A 16,276-nucleotide genomic window follows, 5' to 3' on the forward strand; every position below is an offset into this window, starting at 1 on the left:
ATGACGAAGAGAAGATCCCAGCATTGGTTTGGCGGTAATGGCAAGGATGCATTCATTCATCGCAGCTGGATGAAAAATGGCGGCTTGCCGGACGATGCCTTTGACGGTCGTCCGGTGATCGGTATCTGCAATACATTCTCTGAATTCACGCCATGCAATGCGCATTTCCGCGGACTGGTCGAGCACATCAAGGCGGGTGTACTTGAGGCAGGCGGCTTGCCGCTGGAATTCCCGGTGTTCTCTTGTGGCGAATCCAATCTGCGGCCAACGGCGATGCTGTTTCGCAATCTGGCGTCGATGGATGTCGAGGAGTCGATCCGGGGCAATCCCATGGACGGCGTGGTCCTCATGGCAGGCTGTGACAAGACCACGCCATCTCTCGTCATGGGCGCGGCATCCTGCGACCTGCCGTCCATCGTGATATCGGGTGGTCCCATGTTGAATGGCCGTTTCAAGGGAAAGCAGATCGGCTCAGGAACTGATGTTTGGAAATTCTCCGAGGATGTCCGGGCTGGTGTCATGAGCGAACAGGAGTTTGCCAACGCCGAAAGTGCGATGTCACGGTCACCGGGTCACTGCATGACCATGGGCACCGCGTCAACGATGGCTTCGATGGTCGAGGCGCTGGGAATTGCACTGCCGGGAAACGCAGCCTATCCGGCCGTCGATGCTCATCGTGCAAGGCTTGCACGGATGACCGGACGCCGCATCGTTGAGATGGTTCATGAAGATTTGCGGTTGTCGGCGATATTGCGGCGCGAAGCCTTTGCCAATGCCATCCGGATAAATGGCGCTATCGGCGGCTCGACCAATGCCGTGGTACATCTACTGGCCATTGCCGGACGGATCGGTTGCGAACTGTCGCTGGACGATTGGGACAGGTTCGGACGGGACATCCCCACGATTCTCGATCTCATGCCATCGGGACGTTTCCTGATGGAGGATTTCTGTTACGCAGGCGGACTTCCGGCCGTCATGAAGGAGATAGCCAGCCTGATTGACCTCGACGCAATGACCGTTACCGGCAGAACGGTGGGCGAGAACATTGCCCAGGCTGAAAATTTCGATCCCGAAGTCATCCGCCCGACGGAAAAAGCATTGACAGCGCAAGGCGGCATAGCGGTGTTGCGCGGCAATCTCGCGCCCTCGGGCGCGATCATAAAGCCTTCTGCGGCATCGCCGGAACTCATGCGTCATCGCGGACGGGCCGTGGTGTTTGAAGACATCGACCACTACAAGGCCATCATTGACGATCCGGCGCTGGATATCGACGAAACATGCATCATGGTGCTGAAGAATTGCGGTCCCAAGGGCTATCCGGGGATGGCCGAGGTCGGCAATATGGCTCTGCCGCAGAAACTGCTGCAGAAGGGTGTGCGTGACATGGTGCGCATATCCGATGCCCGCATGTCCGGGACGGCTTTCGGAACGGTTGTCCTGCATGTCGCACCGGAAGCTGCAGTCGGCGGGCCGCTGGCCCTGGTGCGCAATGGCGACTTCATCGAACTTGATGTCGAGGCCCGCAAACTTCATCTGGACGTGTCTGACACCGAAATGGAGGTGCGCCGCCGGTCCTGGCAGGCTCCTGTACCGGCAATGGACGGCGGGTACCAGCATCTTTACACGCAGCGTGTGCTGCAAGCTGACCGTGGTGCGGACCTTGACTTCCTGGTGGGATGCCGCGGTGCCGGGATACCGCGTGAGAGCCATTAGAGCTTGGCTCACTGCTCGCCTCAACCGGCGGATTGCAGAAACTGCGTGGTGTGCTGCAGGACTTTTTCCATGTGGATTCGCGCGGCCTCGGGATCGCCGCGCACTATCGCATCGGCAACCTCGCCATGATTGTCGAGGTTGTGGGTGAACGTGCCAACCGTATGGGGAAAAATGGCATCCAGAATGGACTCGATCGTTTGGCGCAGGCTTTGCAGAACAGGATTGTGTGTTGCGTCCAGAATAGCAAGGTGGAACTGTTTGTCCGCCAGTATCGCCTCTTGCGGCGATGCGTGGCCTGTCTTCATTCGCTCATAGGCTGCGACGATCTCCCCACGCTGCTTCGACGTCGCACGCAGAGCGGCAAGAGCTGCAGCGCCGGGCTCGATGATCTGGCGCGCCTCGGCGAATGCCAGAAGGTCGCTCTTGGCAGCCCTGCCGTTTGCCAGCCAGCTGACGAGTTCGCCATCCATCCACATCCACTGCTCACGCGGGTTTACATGCGTCCCGTGTCGTTGGCGCACGGTCACAAGACCTTTGGCCGACAGGATTTTGGTCGCTTCGCGAATAACTGTACGGCTGACCTCGTATTCATGCTCAAGGACTGTTTCCGAGGGCAAGAACGTACCGGGGGAGAACTCGCCGCTTGCTATGCGGCCCCCGAGCGCTGCCACCACAATCCGGGTTCGGTTCGGCTTCCGGATTCTCATGGGTTTACCTCATCGATCAACTGTTGTGCGCTTCATCACCCATACACAATCGGTATGGAACTTGAAAAAAGTTTCTTGCCTATCAAACATCATATGTTAAACATATGATGTTTGATACACCGCTTGGGAGAGCGGCTATGGGAGGAATAGATGACCGCTTACAACACGTCCGACGCGATCCGGCGCGTCAACCTGCGTATTTTGCCGTTCGTGATGCTGCTTTATCTGGTCGCCTATATCGACCGGTCGAACATCTCCGTGGCGGCATTGGGAATGAATGCGGAACTGCAGCTTACGGAGCGCATGTACGGGATCGCCGCGGGTCTGTTTTTCGCCACCTACATCGTCTTTGAAATTCCCAGCAATGTCGCGTTGACGCGATTTGGCGCACGTCGGTGGATCGCGCGCATTATGGTGACATGGGGAATTATCGCCGCTGGGATGGCATTTGTAACAAGCGCTTATCAGCTTTACGGCATGCGTCTTCTGCTGGGTGCAGCAGAAGCCGGGTTTACGCCGGGTATTATCTATTACCTCGCCAGATGGTATCCATCCAGGGATCGCGCCCACGCCATGTCGTTCTTTTACATCGGTGCGGCACTGGCTTCCGTTATCGGGTTGCCCCTTTCGGGATTGTTGTTGAATGCCCACGGTGTACTGGGTGTTTCGGGCTGGCGATGGGTTTTCCTCATCGAGGGCGTGCCGGCAATCCTGTTGGGCTTCCTGGTCCTTTGGCTCCTCCCGGACCGGCCCGCCGATGCCCGCTGGCTTACACCGGAGCAACAGAGTGGTCTGGAGCAGGTGATCCGGAATGAAGAGATGGAAGCCGCCACTGTATCGCATAAGGCCTCATGGGTGGCGGCATTCGCTGATCTGCACATTTGGCTGCTTGCGGTGTTCTGGCTTCTGCAGGCTTTTGGTACCATCGGGCTGACGCTTTTCATGCCTTTGATCGTGAAGGATCTGTCTGGCAGCAACAATCTGACTGTCAGTCTGCTCTCAGCCGTGCCGTTTATTGCAGCCTGTATTTTCATGTTTCTCAATGGCAGGCATTCAGATGCGACCGGGGAAAGGGCACTGCATCTCGGCCTTCCCCTCATTGCGTCCGGTTTGGCCATTATCGCCGCAATTTTATCGAGCGACATCTACGTCCGCTATGCGTTGCTGGTTCTTTCCGTTGGATTGAACTGGGCGGTCATTCCGATTTTCTGGGCTGTCACCACGGAATATGTATCCGGTGTGGCCGCTGCTGTCTCCATCGCTTTGATCAACGCTCTGGCAAACGTTGCCGGTCTCTTATTGCCGCCAGTTATCGGTAGTATCCGGCAAACGACAGGCAGCTATAATGTGCCTTTGGGTCTTGTTGCTGCTGCGCTCGTCATCGGCGGTGTGCTGGGTATTGGTCTTGCGCGCCGTACCCGTTCCAATTTGCCATCGCCCATCCTGAGGAAACAATTTTGAACGCCCCATCCAATGACTTTTCCGGCATCCATGCCATTTTGTACGCTTTCTTCGACCGGGACGAAAAGCTCGATCGCCAAGCTATGCGCAAGCAGACCGAGATTGCCATTTCGACCGGTGTGCAGGGGATCGCTGCACTTGGGTTGGCGACAGAAGTCGCCAAATTGACCGAACACGAGAGACGGACAGTCATGGATTGGCTTGCCGAGGACAATGCCGGACGCCTGCCGCTGGCTTTTACAATCTTCGGCACATCTGTTGCCGAACAGGTCGCGCAGGTGCGTCATGCCGAGCTCGCAGGGGCGAACTGGATCATCCTCCAGCCGCCCATTGCCGGAAGCTTCAATGCACAGGAGTATATAGCCTTTTTCGGAAGGGTAGCCGATGCCACTTCATTGCCCGTCGCTATACAGAACGCACCGGCATTTCTGGGCCGGGGCCTTGGGGCTGCGGATATGACGGCTCTTACCTCCGGTCATCCCAATATCCGTCTGTTGAAAGCCGAGGCATCGGCGGTGGATGTAGAAACCCTCATTCATGCGATAGGCGGTCGTGTTCCGGTGTTCAATGGACGCGGTGGTCTTGAGCTGATCGATGGGCTCAATGGTGGCTGTGCCGGTTACATCCTTGCGCCCGATATCATTGATTACGCCGTACGGGCCTATAAGGATTACAGGGCTGGCGATCTGGCATCGGCGGAAGACATATATGCGCAGATGCTGCCCGCCGTGACTTTTGTCATGCAGGGCATTGAACATCTGATGTGTTATGGCAAACGTCTCTTTGCCGCGCGGGCCGGGATCGAGGTTTTCGATCGGGCTCCGGCGATGCGGCCGACCGGCTTCGGCGAGCAGCTGGTGCAGCTTCACGCCCGGCGTCTCGGCCGGTTCTGACAACCACCGATGACCGGTACCCGACAACAATCCGTATAATGGATGTGGTAGTCTCAACCACAAAGCCTTTTGGAGAATATCATGGTCGTAGAGAAACAGCTGATAAGCAAGATATCCTGGCGATTGATGCCATTCCTCGGCATCCTCTATCTGATCGCCTATATCGACCGGCAGAACGTCAGCTTTGCCAAACTGCAAATGGTCGATGCTCTGGGCATGAGCGAATATGCCTACGGGCTCGGTGCATCGTTATTCTTTATCGGCTATTTCATCTTTGAAGTCCCAAGCAACCTGTTTCTGGAAAGGTTCGGCGCAAGCAAATGGTTCGCCCGGATTCTCGTCTCATGGGGCATCGTGACCATCGCGCTGGCATTCACACAGAGCGCCGGCATGTTTTACGTTCTTCGTTTTCTGCTTGGTGTGTGTGAGGCTGGCTTTTTCCCCGGCGTGCTTTACCTCATGACGCTGTGGTATCCAGCACGCTATCGCGGCGCAATGGTCGGTCTCTTCATGATATTCAGCGCCGTTGCAAATGCGATCGGAGCGCCGCTTGGCGGATCGTTGCTGGCCATGGATGGCCTTCTTGGCCTCAAAGGCTGGGAATGGGTATTCCTTGTTACCGGCGTGCCCGCGGTGATTGCCGGGATCGTGACGTGGTTTTATCTGGACGACCGGCCGGAAAAGGCGACATTCCTGACAGCGGCGGAAAAGGATTGGCTGAAAAAGCGCATTGACGACGAGAATTCAAATCTCGGGACAGAAGGCGGCCATGCATTCAAGGCTCTGCTTGATCCGCGTGTCTTGCTCATGTCGGTATGTTTTATCGGCTTTCCGCTCTCGGCATATGGTTTGAGTTATTGGCTGCCAACTGTTTTGAAAAGCTTCGGCATCGGCAACGTTGCCAACGGTTTTCTGAACATTATTCCTTGGGTGGTGGTGTCTGTGGCGCTTTATGTCGTGCCGCATATGGCTGCACGGGCACGCTGGCAGACCCCCTATATCGTCATACCGGCCTTTTTTGGCGCGATCTGTCTGATTTTCTCTGCCGTGCTTTCCAATCAGGCTCTGCAGTTTGCATTTCTTTGCCTTGCAGCGGGCGGTATATTCGCCGGGCAACCCGTGTTCTGGAGCATGCCCTCGCGGTTTCTCCGAGGCGCTGGAGCGGCGGCAGGTCTGGCGGCGATCAACTCAGTGGGTAATCTGGGCGGCTTCATAGCCCAGAATGTAGTGCCGTGGATCAAGGATACGACTGGAAGCACGATTGCACCCATGTTCTTTCTGGCAGCATGTCTGACGGTGGCCGGATGCCTTGTGTTCCTCGTTGAGCGACTGATTTCCCGGGGCGAAGAGCGGTCTCAAGAAAACGGAAGAATTTCTTGAAGCGGGTCCGGATGCTGGTTGGACCAGAGCGGACGGCCGATCAGTATCCCGATCGGCCGTCCGCAATTTTCCACTAGATCAAATGTATCAGCCAGGAACCCAGACCAATGATTGACGGCAGTTTCGTCCTGGCGCCGTTCAAAGTGCCATATCGGGGACGCGTTTTACTTCCCCACCCGGCTTGACGTTGTCTGGCTTTGCCAACGCAGAAATATCGATTGCGGGCGGGGTGATGGCAAGCTGCAGCCGATCAGCGGTAGCTGCCCATTCTGCGGCGAGCGTCTCCGGATTATCATTGAGTTTCACGCCGTAGGTCGGCACGATCGTGCGTACCTTTGCCTGCCATTCTCGCGTTGCAAGTTTCTTGGAGAAAACCTTTTTAAGGAGATCCAGCATGATGGGCGCGGCGGTCGATGCGCCGGGCGACGCGCCGAGCAGTGCAGCAATGCTGCCATCCTCAGAGGATACGATCTCGGTTCCCAATTTCAGAACGCCGCCCTTTTCGGGATCGCGTTTGATGATCTGGACGCGCTGTCCGGCCTGCCATAATCTCCAATCCTCTGCTTTTGCCTGCGGGAAATATTCACGCAAGGCCTGCAGACGGTCCTCATCCGACATCATGAGCTGACCGGCCAGATATTCAACCAGGTTGAACTCATCAAAGCCCACCTGGAGCATTGGCCAGATGTTATCCAACGTCACCGAGGCCGGAAGATCGAAATAGGATCCGTACTTGAGGAATTTGGTTGAGAACGTGGCAAACGGCCCAAACAGCACCACACGCTTGCCGTCGAGAAAACGGGTATCGAAGTGCGGGACGGACATGGGCGGCGCGCCGACCGATGCCTGACCATAGGCCTTGGCCAGGTGCTGGTTCACCAGACCAGGTTTGTCACAGACGAGGAACGAGCCGCCAACAGGAAAACCGGCATAGTCATCGCCCTCGGGAATACCCGACATCTGCAGCAACGGCAGGGCGCCACCACCGGCACCAAGGAACACAAACTTCGCGTTGATTGTACCTGTTGCCGAGTTGTCCTTTGTATTCGTATAGGAAACACGCCATGTGCCGTCCGCGTTGCGCTGAATGTCCTTCACTTCGGAAGAAGTGTGTAGATTGAATGTCGATTGGCGCTTGAGATGCGCGATGTACTGGTGAGTGATCTCGCCGAAGTTCACGTCGGTACCCAGCGGACTCCAGGTCGCCGCGATCTTCTGTGATCGATCGCGCCCTTCCATCATGAGGGGAATCCATTTGGCGATCTCATCGTGATCAGTCGAAAATCGCATTCCGGAAAAGAGCGGGCTGGCTTTCAGCGCTTCATAACGCTTTTCCAGAAACTTGGTATTATCGTCTCCCCAGACAAAGCTCATATGCGGTGTGGAGTTTATGAAAGAGCGGGGATCTTTCAGAACACCCGCCCCGATCTGGTGGGTGAAAAACTGGCGGGAAATCTGGAAGGCCTCGTTGATCTCAACAGCTTTGGCGATCTGTACGTTGCCGTTTGCATCTTCCGGCGTGTAGTTCAGTTCAGCCAGCGCAGAATGGCCCGTCCCGGCATTGTTCCAGCCATTGGAGCTTTCCATAGCGACGTCGTCGAGCCGTTCGATCATTTCGATCGTCCAGGATGGCTCCAATTCGCTCAGCAATACGCCAAGCGTAGCACTCATGATGCCACCCCCTACAAGAAGGACATCAACTGTCCTTTCCGCTGGCGTGGCCCAGGCTGGAAGCGCAGGAAGGCTCAAGGCAGCAGCACCTGCCACTGCAGAGCCAAGGAGCTGCCGGCGATTCATGGTAAATTCGGGGAAATGTCCGGTGTGCAGGCTGGAACTCTTGCTATCGTTTGGCACCGTTAACCTCTGATGTCGGCTTTCGATCCTCCCGTCTGCGGCTATAGGCCAAAATAAATATCCTGACAAGCTGATGCGCGGCATCGTGTCACTCAAAGCTGTTTTCTGCCGACCGGCGGAATCTCGCGACTTGGTACAGGCGCCGTTGACACGGCCCTGATCGTTCAGGTGTCGATCTTGCCACAAGCGATCGCTTGGACGCGGATCGTTCCAATGCAGGGGTTCAAGCGCCCGGGGTAACTTCCCACGCACCCAGTCGTGCAGTAGCGGCAGCATTTCTCATGCCGGAGCGCATTCATACGGCTAAATTTTCCCTGCGATGAGTTGCGGCGGTCGCAAGATTACATTTTCTTAAAGTCATCTAATTGCCATGAATCTGGATCGAGATCAGATTTCCCTTACATGGAGGTGAGCGAAAATGAATGCTGATGAACAGAAACTTCTCAGTGGCCTTTTTGATCGTACAAGGCAAGCGGCCGATACCACACGGGACCCTGAAGCCGAACGTTTCATTGTGGACCAAATCAAGAGTCAGCCGTCGGCTCCCTATCTCTTGGCTCAGGCCGTCATCGTCCAGGAGCAGGGTCTTAATGCATGTCACGAGCGTATTCAGGCTCTGGAAGCCCAAGTGAAGGATTTGCAGAATGCCGCGCCTGCACAACCGCAGTCGGGTGGCTTGTTGGGTTCGATCTTCGGCAGTTCCCAAAGTGCGCAATCATCTCCACCGTCTCCCGGCCGTTTCAGCGGGCCTTGGGGTGGGGCAGCTCCCCAGGATGGTTATGCGCCGCAGGGGCAGCCACAACAGGCCGGGCGCTGGGCGGCACCGCTGCAATCATCGGCTCAAGGTGGCGGCTTTTTGCAAGGAGCATTGAGCACGGCAGCCGGTGTCGCGGGCGGCGCTCTCATGTTCGAAGGCATCAAGAACATGATGGGCGGAAACTCGTTGTTTGGCGGGTCAGGCGGTGGAACCGGCAGCGTTCCGCAAAGCGGTGCCGGCGAGACGGTCATTAACAACTACTACAACGATGACAAGAACACTGACACGCAGAACAATGACGCCGAGATGGATCGTCTCGACGACGCATATGACGATTCATTGGACACTGATACCGATGACGACAACGTAGCATAGAGCACGGTCCGAGCAACGACGTCTCATTCAACCTGTAATCAGCTGGGCTCGGACCGCTCCGCTCGCCACCATAAGTGAGCACCCGAAAGTGGACGGATGTTGCGGCAACCATAAAGGACTGAAATTTTTTTGGTGCGAAATCGGTTCTGTGGTCTGGCGTTTCTGCCACGCCCGGCGTTGAAATCAGCCGCGAGCCAAGCGGGGTTGTTGCCGCCCCGATATGGCGCCGCTTTCTTTAATTCCAGCCTTATTCTGCTGCCATGCCAGCGCTATAGCAATCCAGATCCGCTGACGTTGTGCGCCAGAAAGTTCATCCATGGGCCTTTCGGCAAGTGCGACAGTTTTGGTAGCGGTAAGCGCGGCAGCCACCGCTTCGTCAGCCACAATCGGCGGTGCCATCAAAATAATATCGCGCCATGTTGCGATCAGGATTGCATCGCGCGAGATGAAACAACTGGGCCTTCGGCCATAGACAAAATATCGGTATTTCGAGCGCCGCGAAGAATCAGACGACGGACTTGACCCGTTCCCAGCCATTGGCGAGGTGAACGTCCAGTTCGCGGGCCAAAGTCTCGGCATCGCGAGCCTCAAGAGCTGCGATTATTCTTCCATGTTCGGCAACGGCACCTGCCCATCGTTCAGCCCCTTCATGTCCGATAAAACGGACACGTTTCACGCGTGATTGCAGCAGCCCGTGAACTTCGGCGAGGGGGGAGTTGTTGGCCAGGGCGACAATGCCGGTGTGAATTTGCTGATTCAGCTTGTAGTACTCAAGCCGCTCGCCGGCATGGTAATGTTTCACCATCGCGTCGTGCAGCGATCTTATTTGCGCAATCCCCTCATTGCTTGCCTCCGTGCATGCTATGCGTCCTGCGAGCATTTCCATGGACCGGAGGACGATAAGCATGTCCTCGACGTCTTTCGCCGAGAAACGCTTGACCACGGCACCGCGGCTTGGCACCAGCTCGACCAGCCCTTCACTGGCCAGGAACTTCAGTGCCTCCCGCAGCGGTGTGCGCGAGACGCCAAGTTCTTCACCGAGCTGGTTCTCATAGATGCGCTCGCCAGGTTGCAGATCGCCCTCGATGATCATGTCACGCAACCGTGTGACTATCTCGCCATGCAGCGATTGGCGGGAGATTGTCGCTAATGTGCGACGCCCTGCTTGCCCGGTCATCTCTGAAGCCATTGCTGTTTTTTCTCCACTCACTTTTACCCTGGTTGCCTGGGTTATCAGCTCCCATTCTCGCACCGGTTGCAGAAAAATGATATCCCACTAATACGTTATTCGTAATACTGTATACAAAATACTTGCAACCTGGAAATTTTGGCTTTATCTGTGGTGGCAGGTTAGTCGGAGGAGATTTTCATGGTGACGAGCGATCCAGCTGACAAAGCAGGCACAAGGCGACCGGTTCTGGCTTTGGCCATGGGAGATCCGGCCGGAATCAGTTCGGAACTGACGGCTAAAATACTCTGCTTGCCGGGGCTTCGGAGCGCCGCACATTTCATCGTCATCGGTGACCGCCGTATCCTGGATGACGGCGCAGCGATTGCGGGCGTCAAGCTAGACCTTGATTATCGCGCGGCAAACGATGTGCCGATCAACCCGGCTGAACGGCCCGTCTTCGTTGATCTTGGCCATCTCGATCCTGCGGATGTCACACGTGGCGAAGCGACACTTGCCGGCGGCACGTTCGCGACTGAGAATTTTCGTTTGGCGCTGCATCTGGCTGACAAAGGCCGCGTCGATGGCATCTGCTTCACGCCTTTCAACAAAAAGGCGATGCGCTATGCTTATCCCGGTTACGACGACGAGATCCGATTTGTCTCCGACGTGTTGTCATTCAAAGGAAAGATGCGTGAATTTAATGTCCTGGAACGGATCTGGAATGCACGGGTAACTTCGCATATCCCGCTCTCTGCAGTGTCCGCTCATCTCAGCGTGGACGCTATTCTGGCGGAGCTTGAATTGACTGCTGCTTGCTTGCGCCTTGCGGGAATCGACGATCCGAAAATTGCCGTAGCGGCGTTAAATCCGCATGCCGGTGAAGGCGGCAGCTTCGGATTGGAGGAAATTGAAATCATCGAACCGGCAGTGGCGCAGGCAAAGGCAGCGGGTTATGCCGTGGAGGGGCCATTTCCTGCCGATACTGTCTTTCTGCGCGCGCTGAAGCAAGGCTTCCACGCTGTTTTGACCATGTACCATGACCAGGGCCAGATCGCGATGAAGATGATGGGCTTCGACAAGGGGGTAACCATGATGGGAGGTCTGCCATTCCCACTTTGCACCCCGGCTCATGGCACCGCCTATGACATTGCCGGGCAGGGGGTCGCGGATGTCGGGGCCTCGCGTGAGGCCGTGCTGTTGGCGGCGAGAATGGCTTTGCGTCAGGCAAATTTGAAAGAAACGTCCTTTGCATAACACTGATTAATGAAAGCGGGCCGTTCCACCGGGTGGGAGCTTGTGGCGGGGCGGTCCGACAACCGGGAGGAACCTACATGTTCAAGAGAATGACATGGGCACTGCTTATGGTCGCAGCAGCCACCCCTGCACTTGCCTTCGAGCCAATAAAGCCCGTCGAGTTTGTGGTGACATCGGGTCCGGGCGGCGGTACCGACAATTTTGCCCGAACGGTACAATCCATCATCGCCAAACATAAATTGATGAACGCCTCGATCGTCGTTACCAACAAGGGCGGTGGCAGCGGGGCTGAGGGCTTTGTCTACGCAGCCGGTTATAAAGGCGATCCCTACAAGCTGACATTCGGCACCAACAATGAGTATCTTCTGCCAAGTGTTGCTGCCGTTCCCTACAAACCGGAGGATCTGACGCCTGTCGCTGCACTCGCACTGGACGAATTCCTGGTCTGGGTGAATGGCAAATCCAAGATGACCGATATCAAAGCTTTCATCGAGGCAGCGAAAGCCAAGCCGAAGGCAGTCCAGTTTGGAGGTAGCCAGTCCAAGGATACTGACCAGATCCTCGTTTCCACCATCGCTGACGCGACAGGGGCCGAGTTCCGCTATATTCCGTTCAAGAGTGGCGGCGAGGCAGCCGTTCAACTGGCCGGCGGGCACATCGACGCCAATGTAAACAATCCCAACGAAAATCGTGGTCAGTGGCAGGCCGGCATGGTGAAGCCGCTTTGCGTCTTCCGGCCAGACCGCTTTCCGAAGAGCGAACCGGTACATGACGGGAAAGGCTGGAACGATATTCCAACCTGTGCCGAGGCTGGCCTTGCTGTCCACAGCTACCGGATGCCGCGCACTGTCTGGTTGCCGGCCGGCGTTGACGAGGGCGCTGTCGCCTTCTATCGCGACGTCCTGAAGAAAGTCTCCGAAACACCGGAATGGGCAGATTACGTCGCCAAAACGTCACAGACTTCGCAGTTCATGGCGGGCGATGATTTCAACATGTACCAGACAGGAGATCGCGAGAACGTCCGCAAGGTGCTCAAACGCGAGGGATGGCTGGTCGAATAACGTGATAGCGGGGGCGCCCAACCGGGCGTCCATGATTCCACGGTGTATCGGAGGCGAGCATGGCCGTATTTGAAAAACGATCGGTTTCCCGCAAGACGATGGAAATCGTCACGGCATTCCTGACAGCAGGGGCGGGTATGGCCATCTGCTATGGATCATGGCGAAGTGGTATCGGCTGGAGCGACATGGGGCCGGATGCAGGTTATTTCCCCTTTTATGTTGGTGTCCTGGTTATCCTTGGGAGTTTGGTAACACTGCTGCGCACTATGTTCCTTAACCAGCATGAAGGAGAGATTTTCCTCGACCTCAAACGGGCCAAGCCAGTTCTTGGCTTCTTTCTGCCGCTCCTCGCATTCATCATCGTTTCGCTCCTGCTTGGGCTCTACGCCGGGACAGCGCTCTACATCACTGGTTCCATGAAGTGGCAGGGCGGCTATCGAGGGTGGATCTCTGCTCTTGTGGCTTTGATTGTCACCGCTCTCTTCTATCTTGTGTTCGAGATCGGCTTTCAGGTTCCCTTGCTCAAAGGGCCGATTGAAACCTGGCTCGGGATCCACTGATCTGGATAAGCGGCGATCATCGCAACGTTCGAACCACTTGGGAGGAAACAGACAATGGGCAATTTCGGTTATCTGATGGATGGTTTTGCCACTATCATCACCATGCACCACATTGTCATTATGGTCATCGGCGTCATGCTGGGTATCCTTGTCGGTGTGCTGCCGGGTCTTGGGGCGCCGAACGGTGTTTCACTTCTGCTGCCGCTCACCTTTACGATGGATCCGATCTCGGCGATCATCCTGCTCTCGTGCATGTATTGGGGTGCGCTCTTCGGAGGCTCGACGACCTCGATCCTTTTCAACATTCCCGGCGAACCGTCCTCCGTTGCGACGACGTTCGACGGCTACCCGATGGCCCGAAATGGCCAGGCAACGCGGGCTCTTACTCTTGCTTTCATGTCTGCCGGCATCGGTGCCCTGGCGGGTGTGGTGATGATCACGCTGCTTTCCACATGGGTCGCCAGCTTTGCGCTACAGTTTTCCTCGCCGGAATTCTTCGCGGTTTATTTCCTCGCTTTTGCCAGCTTCATCGGGATGGGCACAAGCGCGCCCGCCAAAACTTTGGTCATGATGATGCTGGGGTTTGCTTTTGCCACCGTTGGCATGGACACGATCTCGGGCGGATTGCGGCTGACATTCGGCATACCCGACCTTATCAAGGGTGTTTCTTTTCTTGTCGCCGTCATGGGTCTCTTCGGGATCGGTGAGTTGCTGCTCACCACGGAGGAGGGCTTGCGCTTTGAGGGAATCAAAGCCCGGATCAGGCCCATCGATGTATTCAAGGCATTGAAGGAAATGCCGCGCCACAGCTGGGCGATTCTGCGTTCGACGCTGATCGGCATCTGGATGGGTATTACACCTGCTGGCCCGACAGCTGCATCTTTCATGAGCTATGGACTTGCCCGTCGCTTTGCCAAGGATAAGTCGCAATTCGGCAAGGGAGATCCACGCGGTATCATTTCGCCCGAGACTGCCGATCATTCGGCGGGCACTTCGGCACTATTGCCGATGCTGGCCCTCGGTGTTCCCGGTTCGGCAACCGCCGCCGTGATGATGGGCGGGCTAATGATCTGGGGGTTGACGCCGGGACCCATGCTGTTCATCGAGCGCCCTGACTTTGTCTGGGGACTCATTGCGTCGATGTACTTGGGCAATGTCGTTGCCGTGCTTCTGGTCCTCGCAACCGTTCCGCTCTACGCCTCGATCCTGCGGGTACCCTTTTCGATAGTCGGTCCTGTGATCGTCGCCGTCATCTTCTCGGGTGCCTACCAGATCGCCAACTCCACGTTCGATATGTGGCTTGTTCTTGGTTTCGGTGTGCTCGGCTATCTCTTCAAAAAACTGGATTATCCGATTGCACCGCTCGTTCTTGCCATGGTTCTTGGTGACAAGGCCGAGGATGCTTTTCGCCAGTCTATGCTGATGTCGAACGGCTCACTGACCATCTTTTGGTCGAACGCACTGGTTTCCGGCATCATGGCCCTCGCACTTTTGATGCTTGTCTGGCCACTCATCGCAAAGGTCATCGGTGCATGCAGCCTTCGCTGCCGTTCTGCTGCGCATTCAGCCAAGGTCTGAGGGCCAGCCATCCTTCACTGCATGTGTTTGAAAGGATTGATCTCCATGAACTATTCCGACCACTTTGCCGGCGCCGCCCGGGCAGTCGAAGCCTGCATCGTCGGCACGGGCGGGTTTGGTCGCAGTTTTCTGGCACAAGGCCTGCACGTTCCCCTGATGAATGTGCGTATTGCAGTCGAAATCGATAGCGCGACGGCGTCGGCGGCGCTGAAATCGGTCGGTGTCGAGGCGGTTGCCGAGTGCCACTGCAAGGAAGAAGCCACTCGCGCCTGGGACAGCGGTCTGTCCATTGCCGCGGGCGACCTTTCGCATGTTGTCCATCTGCCATTTGACGTGGTGGTGGAAGCAACTGGCCATCCGGAAGCGGGCGCCCGTCATGCCGAGCTGGCGATTAAAGCGGGCAAGCATCTGGCACTTGTTTCCAAGGAAGTCGCCAGCGTGATTGGTCCCGGCCTTGCTGCATTAGCCGCGCAAACGGGAAAAATAGTGACCCCGGTTGATGGCGATCAACCGAGCCTTCTCATTGGCTTGGTCACCTGGGCAGAGGTTCTTGGATTTGACATCGTCTGCGCTGGAAAGTCGAGTGAATATGATTTCGTCTTCGATCCTGGGACCGGTACTTTGACAAGTAACGGTACCACGATCGACGCCCCCGACTTTGCCGATCATCTCGAGCTTGGTGAGCGCGACGTTGCCGAGATCGCCGCAGCAAGGTCACGCACGGCGTCGATATTGCCCCAGCGTGCTGTCCCCGACCTTTGTGAACTCGCCGTTACATCCCAATCCGTCGCGCTCAGCCCTGACCGCCCTGATCTCCATTGCCCCATCGCTCGTATTTCAGAGGTGCCAACCTTCTTTTCTACTCGCACAGATGGAGGGCTTCTCGAAGGAGAGCGCCGGATGGACGTATTTCATTGCCTACGCCTTCCTGGCGAAGTCAGCTTTGCCGGCGGGGTCTTTGTTGTCGTCCGTTGCCGTGACGTGACAAGTTGGGAACTTCTTGCCGGGAAAGGCCACATTCTCAGCCGCAGCGGTGCGACGGCAATGATCTATCTTCCGCGTCATCTGCTGGGTCTGGAAGCTGCGACCAGTATTCTTGAAGCGGGGATCAAGGGCATATCCAGCGGCTCGCGGTTAACTCGGCCAGCCTTTGATCTTGTTGCCGTGGCTGAAGCCGATCTCAGTGCCGGAACAATGTTGACAGCAACCGGCCACCATCATGCCATTGAGAATGTTTCGTCGGTGCTCGTCCCGGGAGAGCCACTTGGCGAAGAACGGCCGGCACCCTTCTATCTCATAGCCAACCGCCGCCTGGTCCGTTCAGTAAAGGGGGGCGGCGCCATCCGTCTCAGTGATGTTGCTTTAGAAGACTCTCTCCTCCTTGAATTGCGCCGACGGCAGGATATTGTCTTTTTTTCCAACGGCGCATGACCGGGGTTGAGCGTCGTCGCGTTTCACCAGCTTCCTGCAAGATCATTCCAGCCATCCGCAAGAAATGATTGCTGATATCGC

13 protein-coding genes and 1 pseudogene are annotated in these 16,276 nt (G+C 56.5%); 10 read left to right on the forward strand and 4 right to left on the reverse strand.

Features of this window, described 5'->3' with window-relative positions; genetic code table 11:
• Complete coding sequence (locus FHW16_RS23245; RefSeq protein WP_182551677.1) at positions 1–1,713, forward strand: IlvD/Edd family dehydratase; 1,713 nt, start codon at positions 1–3, stop codon at positions 1,711–1,713.
• Between the two features lie 20 nt (positions 1,714–1,733).
• Here the strand turns inward: FHW16_RS23245 and FHW16_RS23250 are convergent, their stop codons facing one another.
• Positions 1,734–2,420 (reverse strand): FadR/GntR family transcriptional regulator, encoded by a 687-nt coding sequence (locus FHW16_RS23250; RefSeq protein WP_182551678.1) that lies wholly within the window; start codon positions 2,418–2,420, stop codon positions 1,734–1,736.
• A gap of 150 nt (positions 2,421–2,570) precedes the next feature.
• Here FHW16_RS23250 and FHW16_RS23255 point away from each other — a divergent pair, with 150 nt between their 5' ends.
• The 3 genes from FHW16_RS23255 (at position 2,571) to FHW16_RS23265 (ending at position 6,154) form a co-directional block, all read left to right on the forward strand.
• Positions 2,571–3,881: an MFS transporter gene (locus tag FHW16_RS23255; protein WP_182551679.1), complete on the forward strand. Its 1,311-nt coding sequence runs from the start codon at positions 2,571–2,573 to the stop codon at positions 3,879–3,881.
• On the forward strand, positions 3,878–4,774 hold the full coding sequence (locus FHW16_RS23260) for a dihydrodipicolinate synthase family protein (RefSeq protein ID WP_182551680.1): 897 nt from the start codon (positions 3,878–3,880) through the stop codon (positions 4,772–4,774). The genes FHW16_RS23255 and FHW16_RS23260 overlap by 4 nt, the downstream gene beginning before the upstream one ends.
• A gap of 81 nt (positions 4,775–4,855) precedes the next feature.
• Positions 4,856–6,154 (forward strand): MFS transporter, encoded by a 1,299-nt coding sequence (locus FHW16_RS23265; RefSeq protein ID WP_182551681.1) that lies wholly within the window; start codon positions 4,856–4,858, stop codon positions 6,152–6,154.
• 138 nt (positions 6,155–6,292) lie between these two features.
• Here FHW16_RS23265 and mqo read toward each other — a convergent pair whose 3' ends face one another.
• Positions 6,293–7,951: a malate dehydrogenase (quinone) gene (mqo, locus tag FHW16_RS23270; protein ID WP_182551682.1), complete on the reverse strand. Its 1,659-nt coding sequence runs from the start codon at positions 7,949–7,951 to the stop codon at positions 6,293–6,295.
• 475 nt (positions 7,952–8,426) lie between these two features.
• On the opposite strand from mqo, the gene FHW16_RS23275 reads away from it, so the two are divergent.
• A complete protein-coding gene (locus FHW16_RS23275) occupies positions 8,427–9,140 on the forward strand; it encodes a DUF2076 domain-containing protein (protein WP_182551683.1) in 714 nt (237 codons plus the stop codon).
• Positions 9,141–9,395: 255 nt separating this feature from the next.
• Here FHW16_RS23275 and FHW16_RS23280 read toward each other — a convergent pair.
• Positions 9,396–9,518: pseudogene (locus tag FHW16_RS23280) on the reverse strand (ABC transporter ATP-binding protein); the annotation flags it as partial.
• A gap of 127 nt (positions 9,519–9,645) precedes the next feature.
• A complete protein-coding gene (locus FHW16_RS23285) occupies positions 9,646–10,329 on the reverse strand; it encodes a GntR family transcriptional regulator (protein ID WP_182551684.1) in 684 nt (227 codons plus the stop codon).
• A 183-nt stretch (positions 10,330–10,512) separates the two neighbouring features.
• Here FHW16_RS23285 and FHW16_RS23290 point away from each other — a divergent pair, with 183 nt between their 5' ends.
• The 5 genes from FHW16_RS23290 (at position 10,513) to FHW16_RS23310 (ending at position 16,195) form a co-directional block, all read left to right on the forward strand.
• Positions 10,513–11,565: a 4-hydroxythreonine-4-phosphate dehydrogenase PdxA gene (locus FHW16_RS23290; protein ID WP_432652079.1), complete on the forward strand. Its 1,053-nt coding sequence runs from the start codon at positions 10,513–10,515 to the stop codon at positions 11,563–11,565.
• Positions 11,566–11,642: 77 nt separating this feature from the next.
• Positions 11,643–12,626, forward strand: a complete 984-nt coding sequence (locus FHW16_RS23295) for a Bug family tripartite tricarboxylate transporter substrate binding protein (RefSeq protein WP_182551686.1) — start codon at positions 11,643–11,645, stop codon at positions 12,624–12,626.
• A gap of 59 nt (positions 12,627–12,685) precedes the next feature.
• Complete coding sequence (locus FHW16_RS23300) at positions 12,686–13,186, forward strand: tripartite tricarboxylate transporter TctB family protein (RefSeq protein WP_182551687.1); 501 nt, start codon at positions 12,686–12,688, stop codon at positions 13,184–13,186.
• 54 nt (positions 13,187–13,240) lie between these two features.
• On the forward strand, positions 13,241–14,764 hold the full coding sequence (locus FHW16_RS23305) for a tripartite tricarboxylate transporter permease (protein ID WP_182551688.1): 1,524 nt from the start codon (positions 13,241–13,243) through the stop codon (positions 14,762–14,764).
• Positions 14,765–14,809: 45 nt separating this feature from the next.
• Positions 14,810–16,195 (forward strand): NAD(P)H-dependent oxidoreductase, encoded by a 1,386-nt coding sequence (locus FHW16_RS23310; RefSeq protein WP_182551689.1) that lies wholly within the window; start codon positions 14,810–14,812, stop codon positions 16,193–16,195.
• The last annotated feature ends 81 nt before the right edge of the window (positions 16,196–16,276 follow it).

Source organism: Phyllobacterium myrsinacearum (genome assembly GCF_014138285.1).
GTDB classification, from domain to species: Bacteria; Pseudomonadota; Alphaproteobacteria; order Rhizobiales; family Rhizobiaceae; genus Phyllobacterium; species Phyllobacterium myrsinacearum_A.

Coding starts and splice junctions, on each gene's coding strand:
- FHW16_RS23275 (WP_182551683.1), top strand. CDS start 8,427: ATGAATGCTGATGAACAGAAACTTCTCAGTGGCCTTTTTGATCGTACA.
- FHW16_RS23265 (WP_182551681.1), top strand. CDS start 4,856: ATGGTCGTAGAGAAACAGCTGATAAGCAAGATATCCTGGCGATTGATG.
- FHW16_RS23255 (WP_182551679.1), top strand. CDS start 2,571: ATGACCGCTTACAACACGTCCGACGCGATCCGGCGCGTCAACCTGCGT.
- FHW16_RS23285 (WP_182551684.1), bottom strand. CDS start 10,329: ATGGCTTCAGAGATGACCGGGCAAGCAGGGCGTCGCACATTAGCGACA.
- FHW16_RS23300 (WP_182551687.1), top strand. CDS start 12,686: ATGGCCGTATTTGAAAAACGATCGGTTTCCCGCAAGACGATGGAAATC.
- FHW16_RS23245 (WP_182551677.1), top strand. CDS start 1: ATGACGAAGAGAAGATCCCAGCATTGGTTTGGCGGTAATGGCAAGGAT.
- FHW16_RS23305 (WP_182551688.1), top strand. CDS start 13,241: ATGGGCAATTTCGGTTATCTGATGGATGGTTTTGCCACTATCATCACC.
- FHW16_RS23295 (WP_182551686.1), top strand. CDS start 11,643: ATGTTCAAGAGAATGACATGGGCACTGCTTATGGTCGCAGCAGCCACC.
- FHW16_RS23310 (WP_182551689.1), top strand. CDS start 14,810: ATGAACTATTCCGACCACTTTGCCGGCGCCGCCCGGGCAGTCGAAGCC.
- mqo (WP_182551682.1), bottom strand. CDS start 7,951: ATGAATCGCCGGCAGCTCCTTGGCTCTGCAGTGGCAGGTGCTGCTGCC.
- FHW16_RS23250 (WP_182551678.1), bottom strand. CDS start 2,420: ATGAGAATCCGGAAGCCGAACCGAACCCGGATTGTGGTGGCAGCGCTC.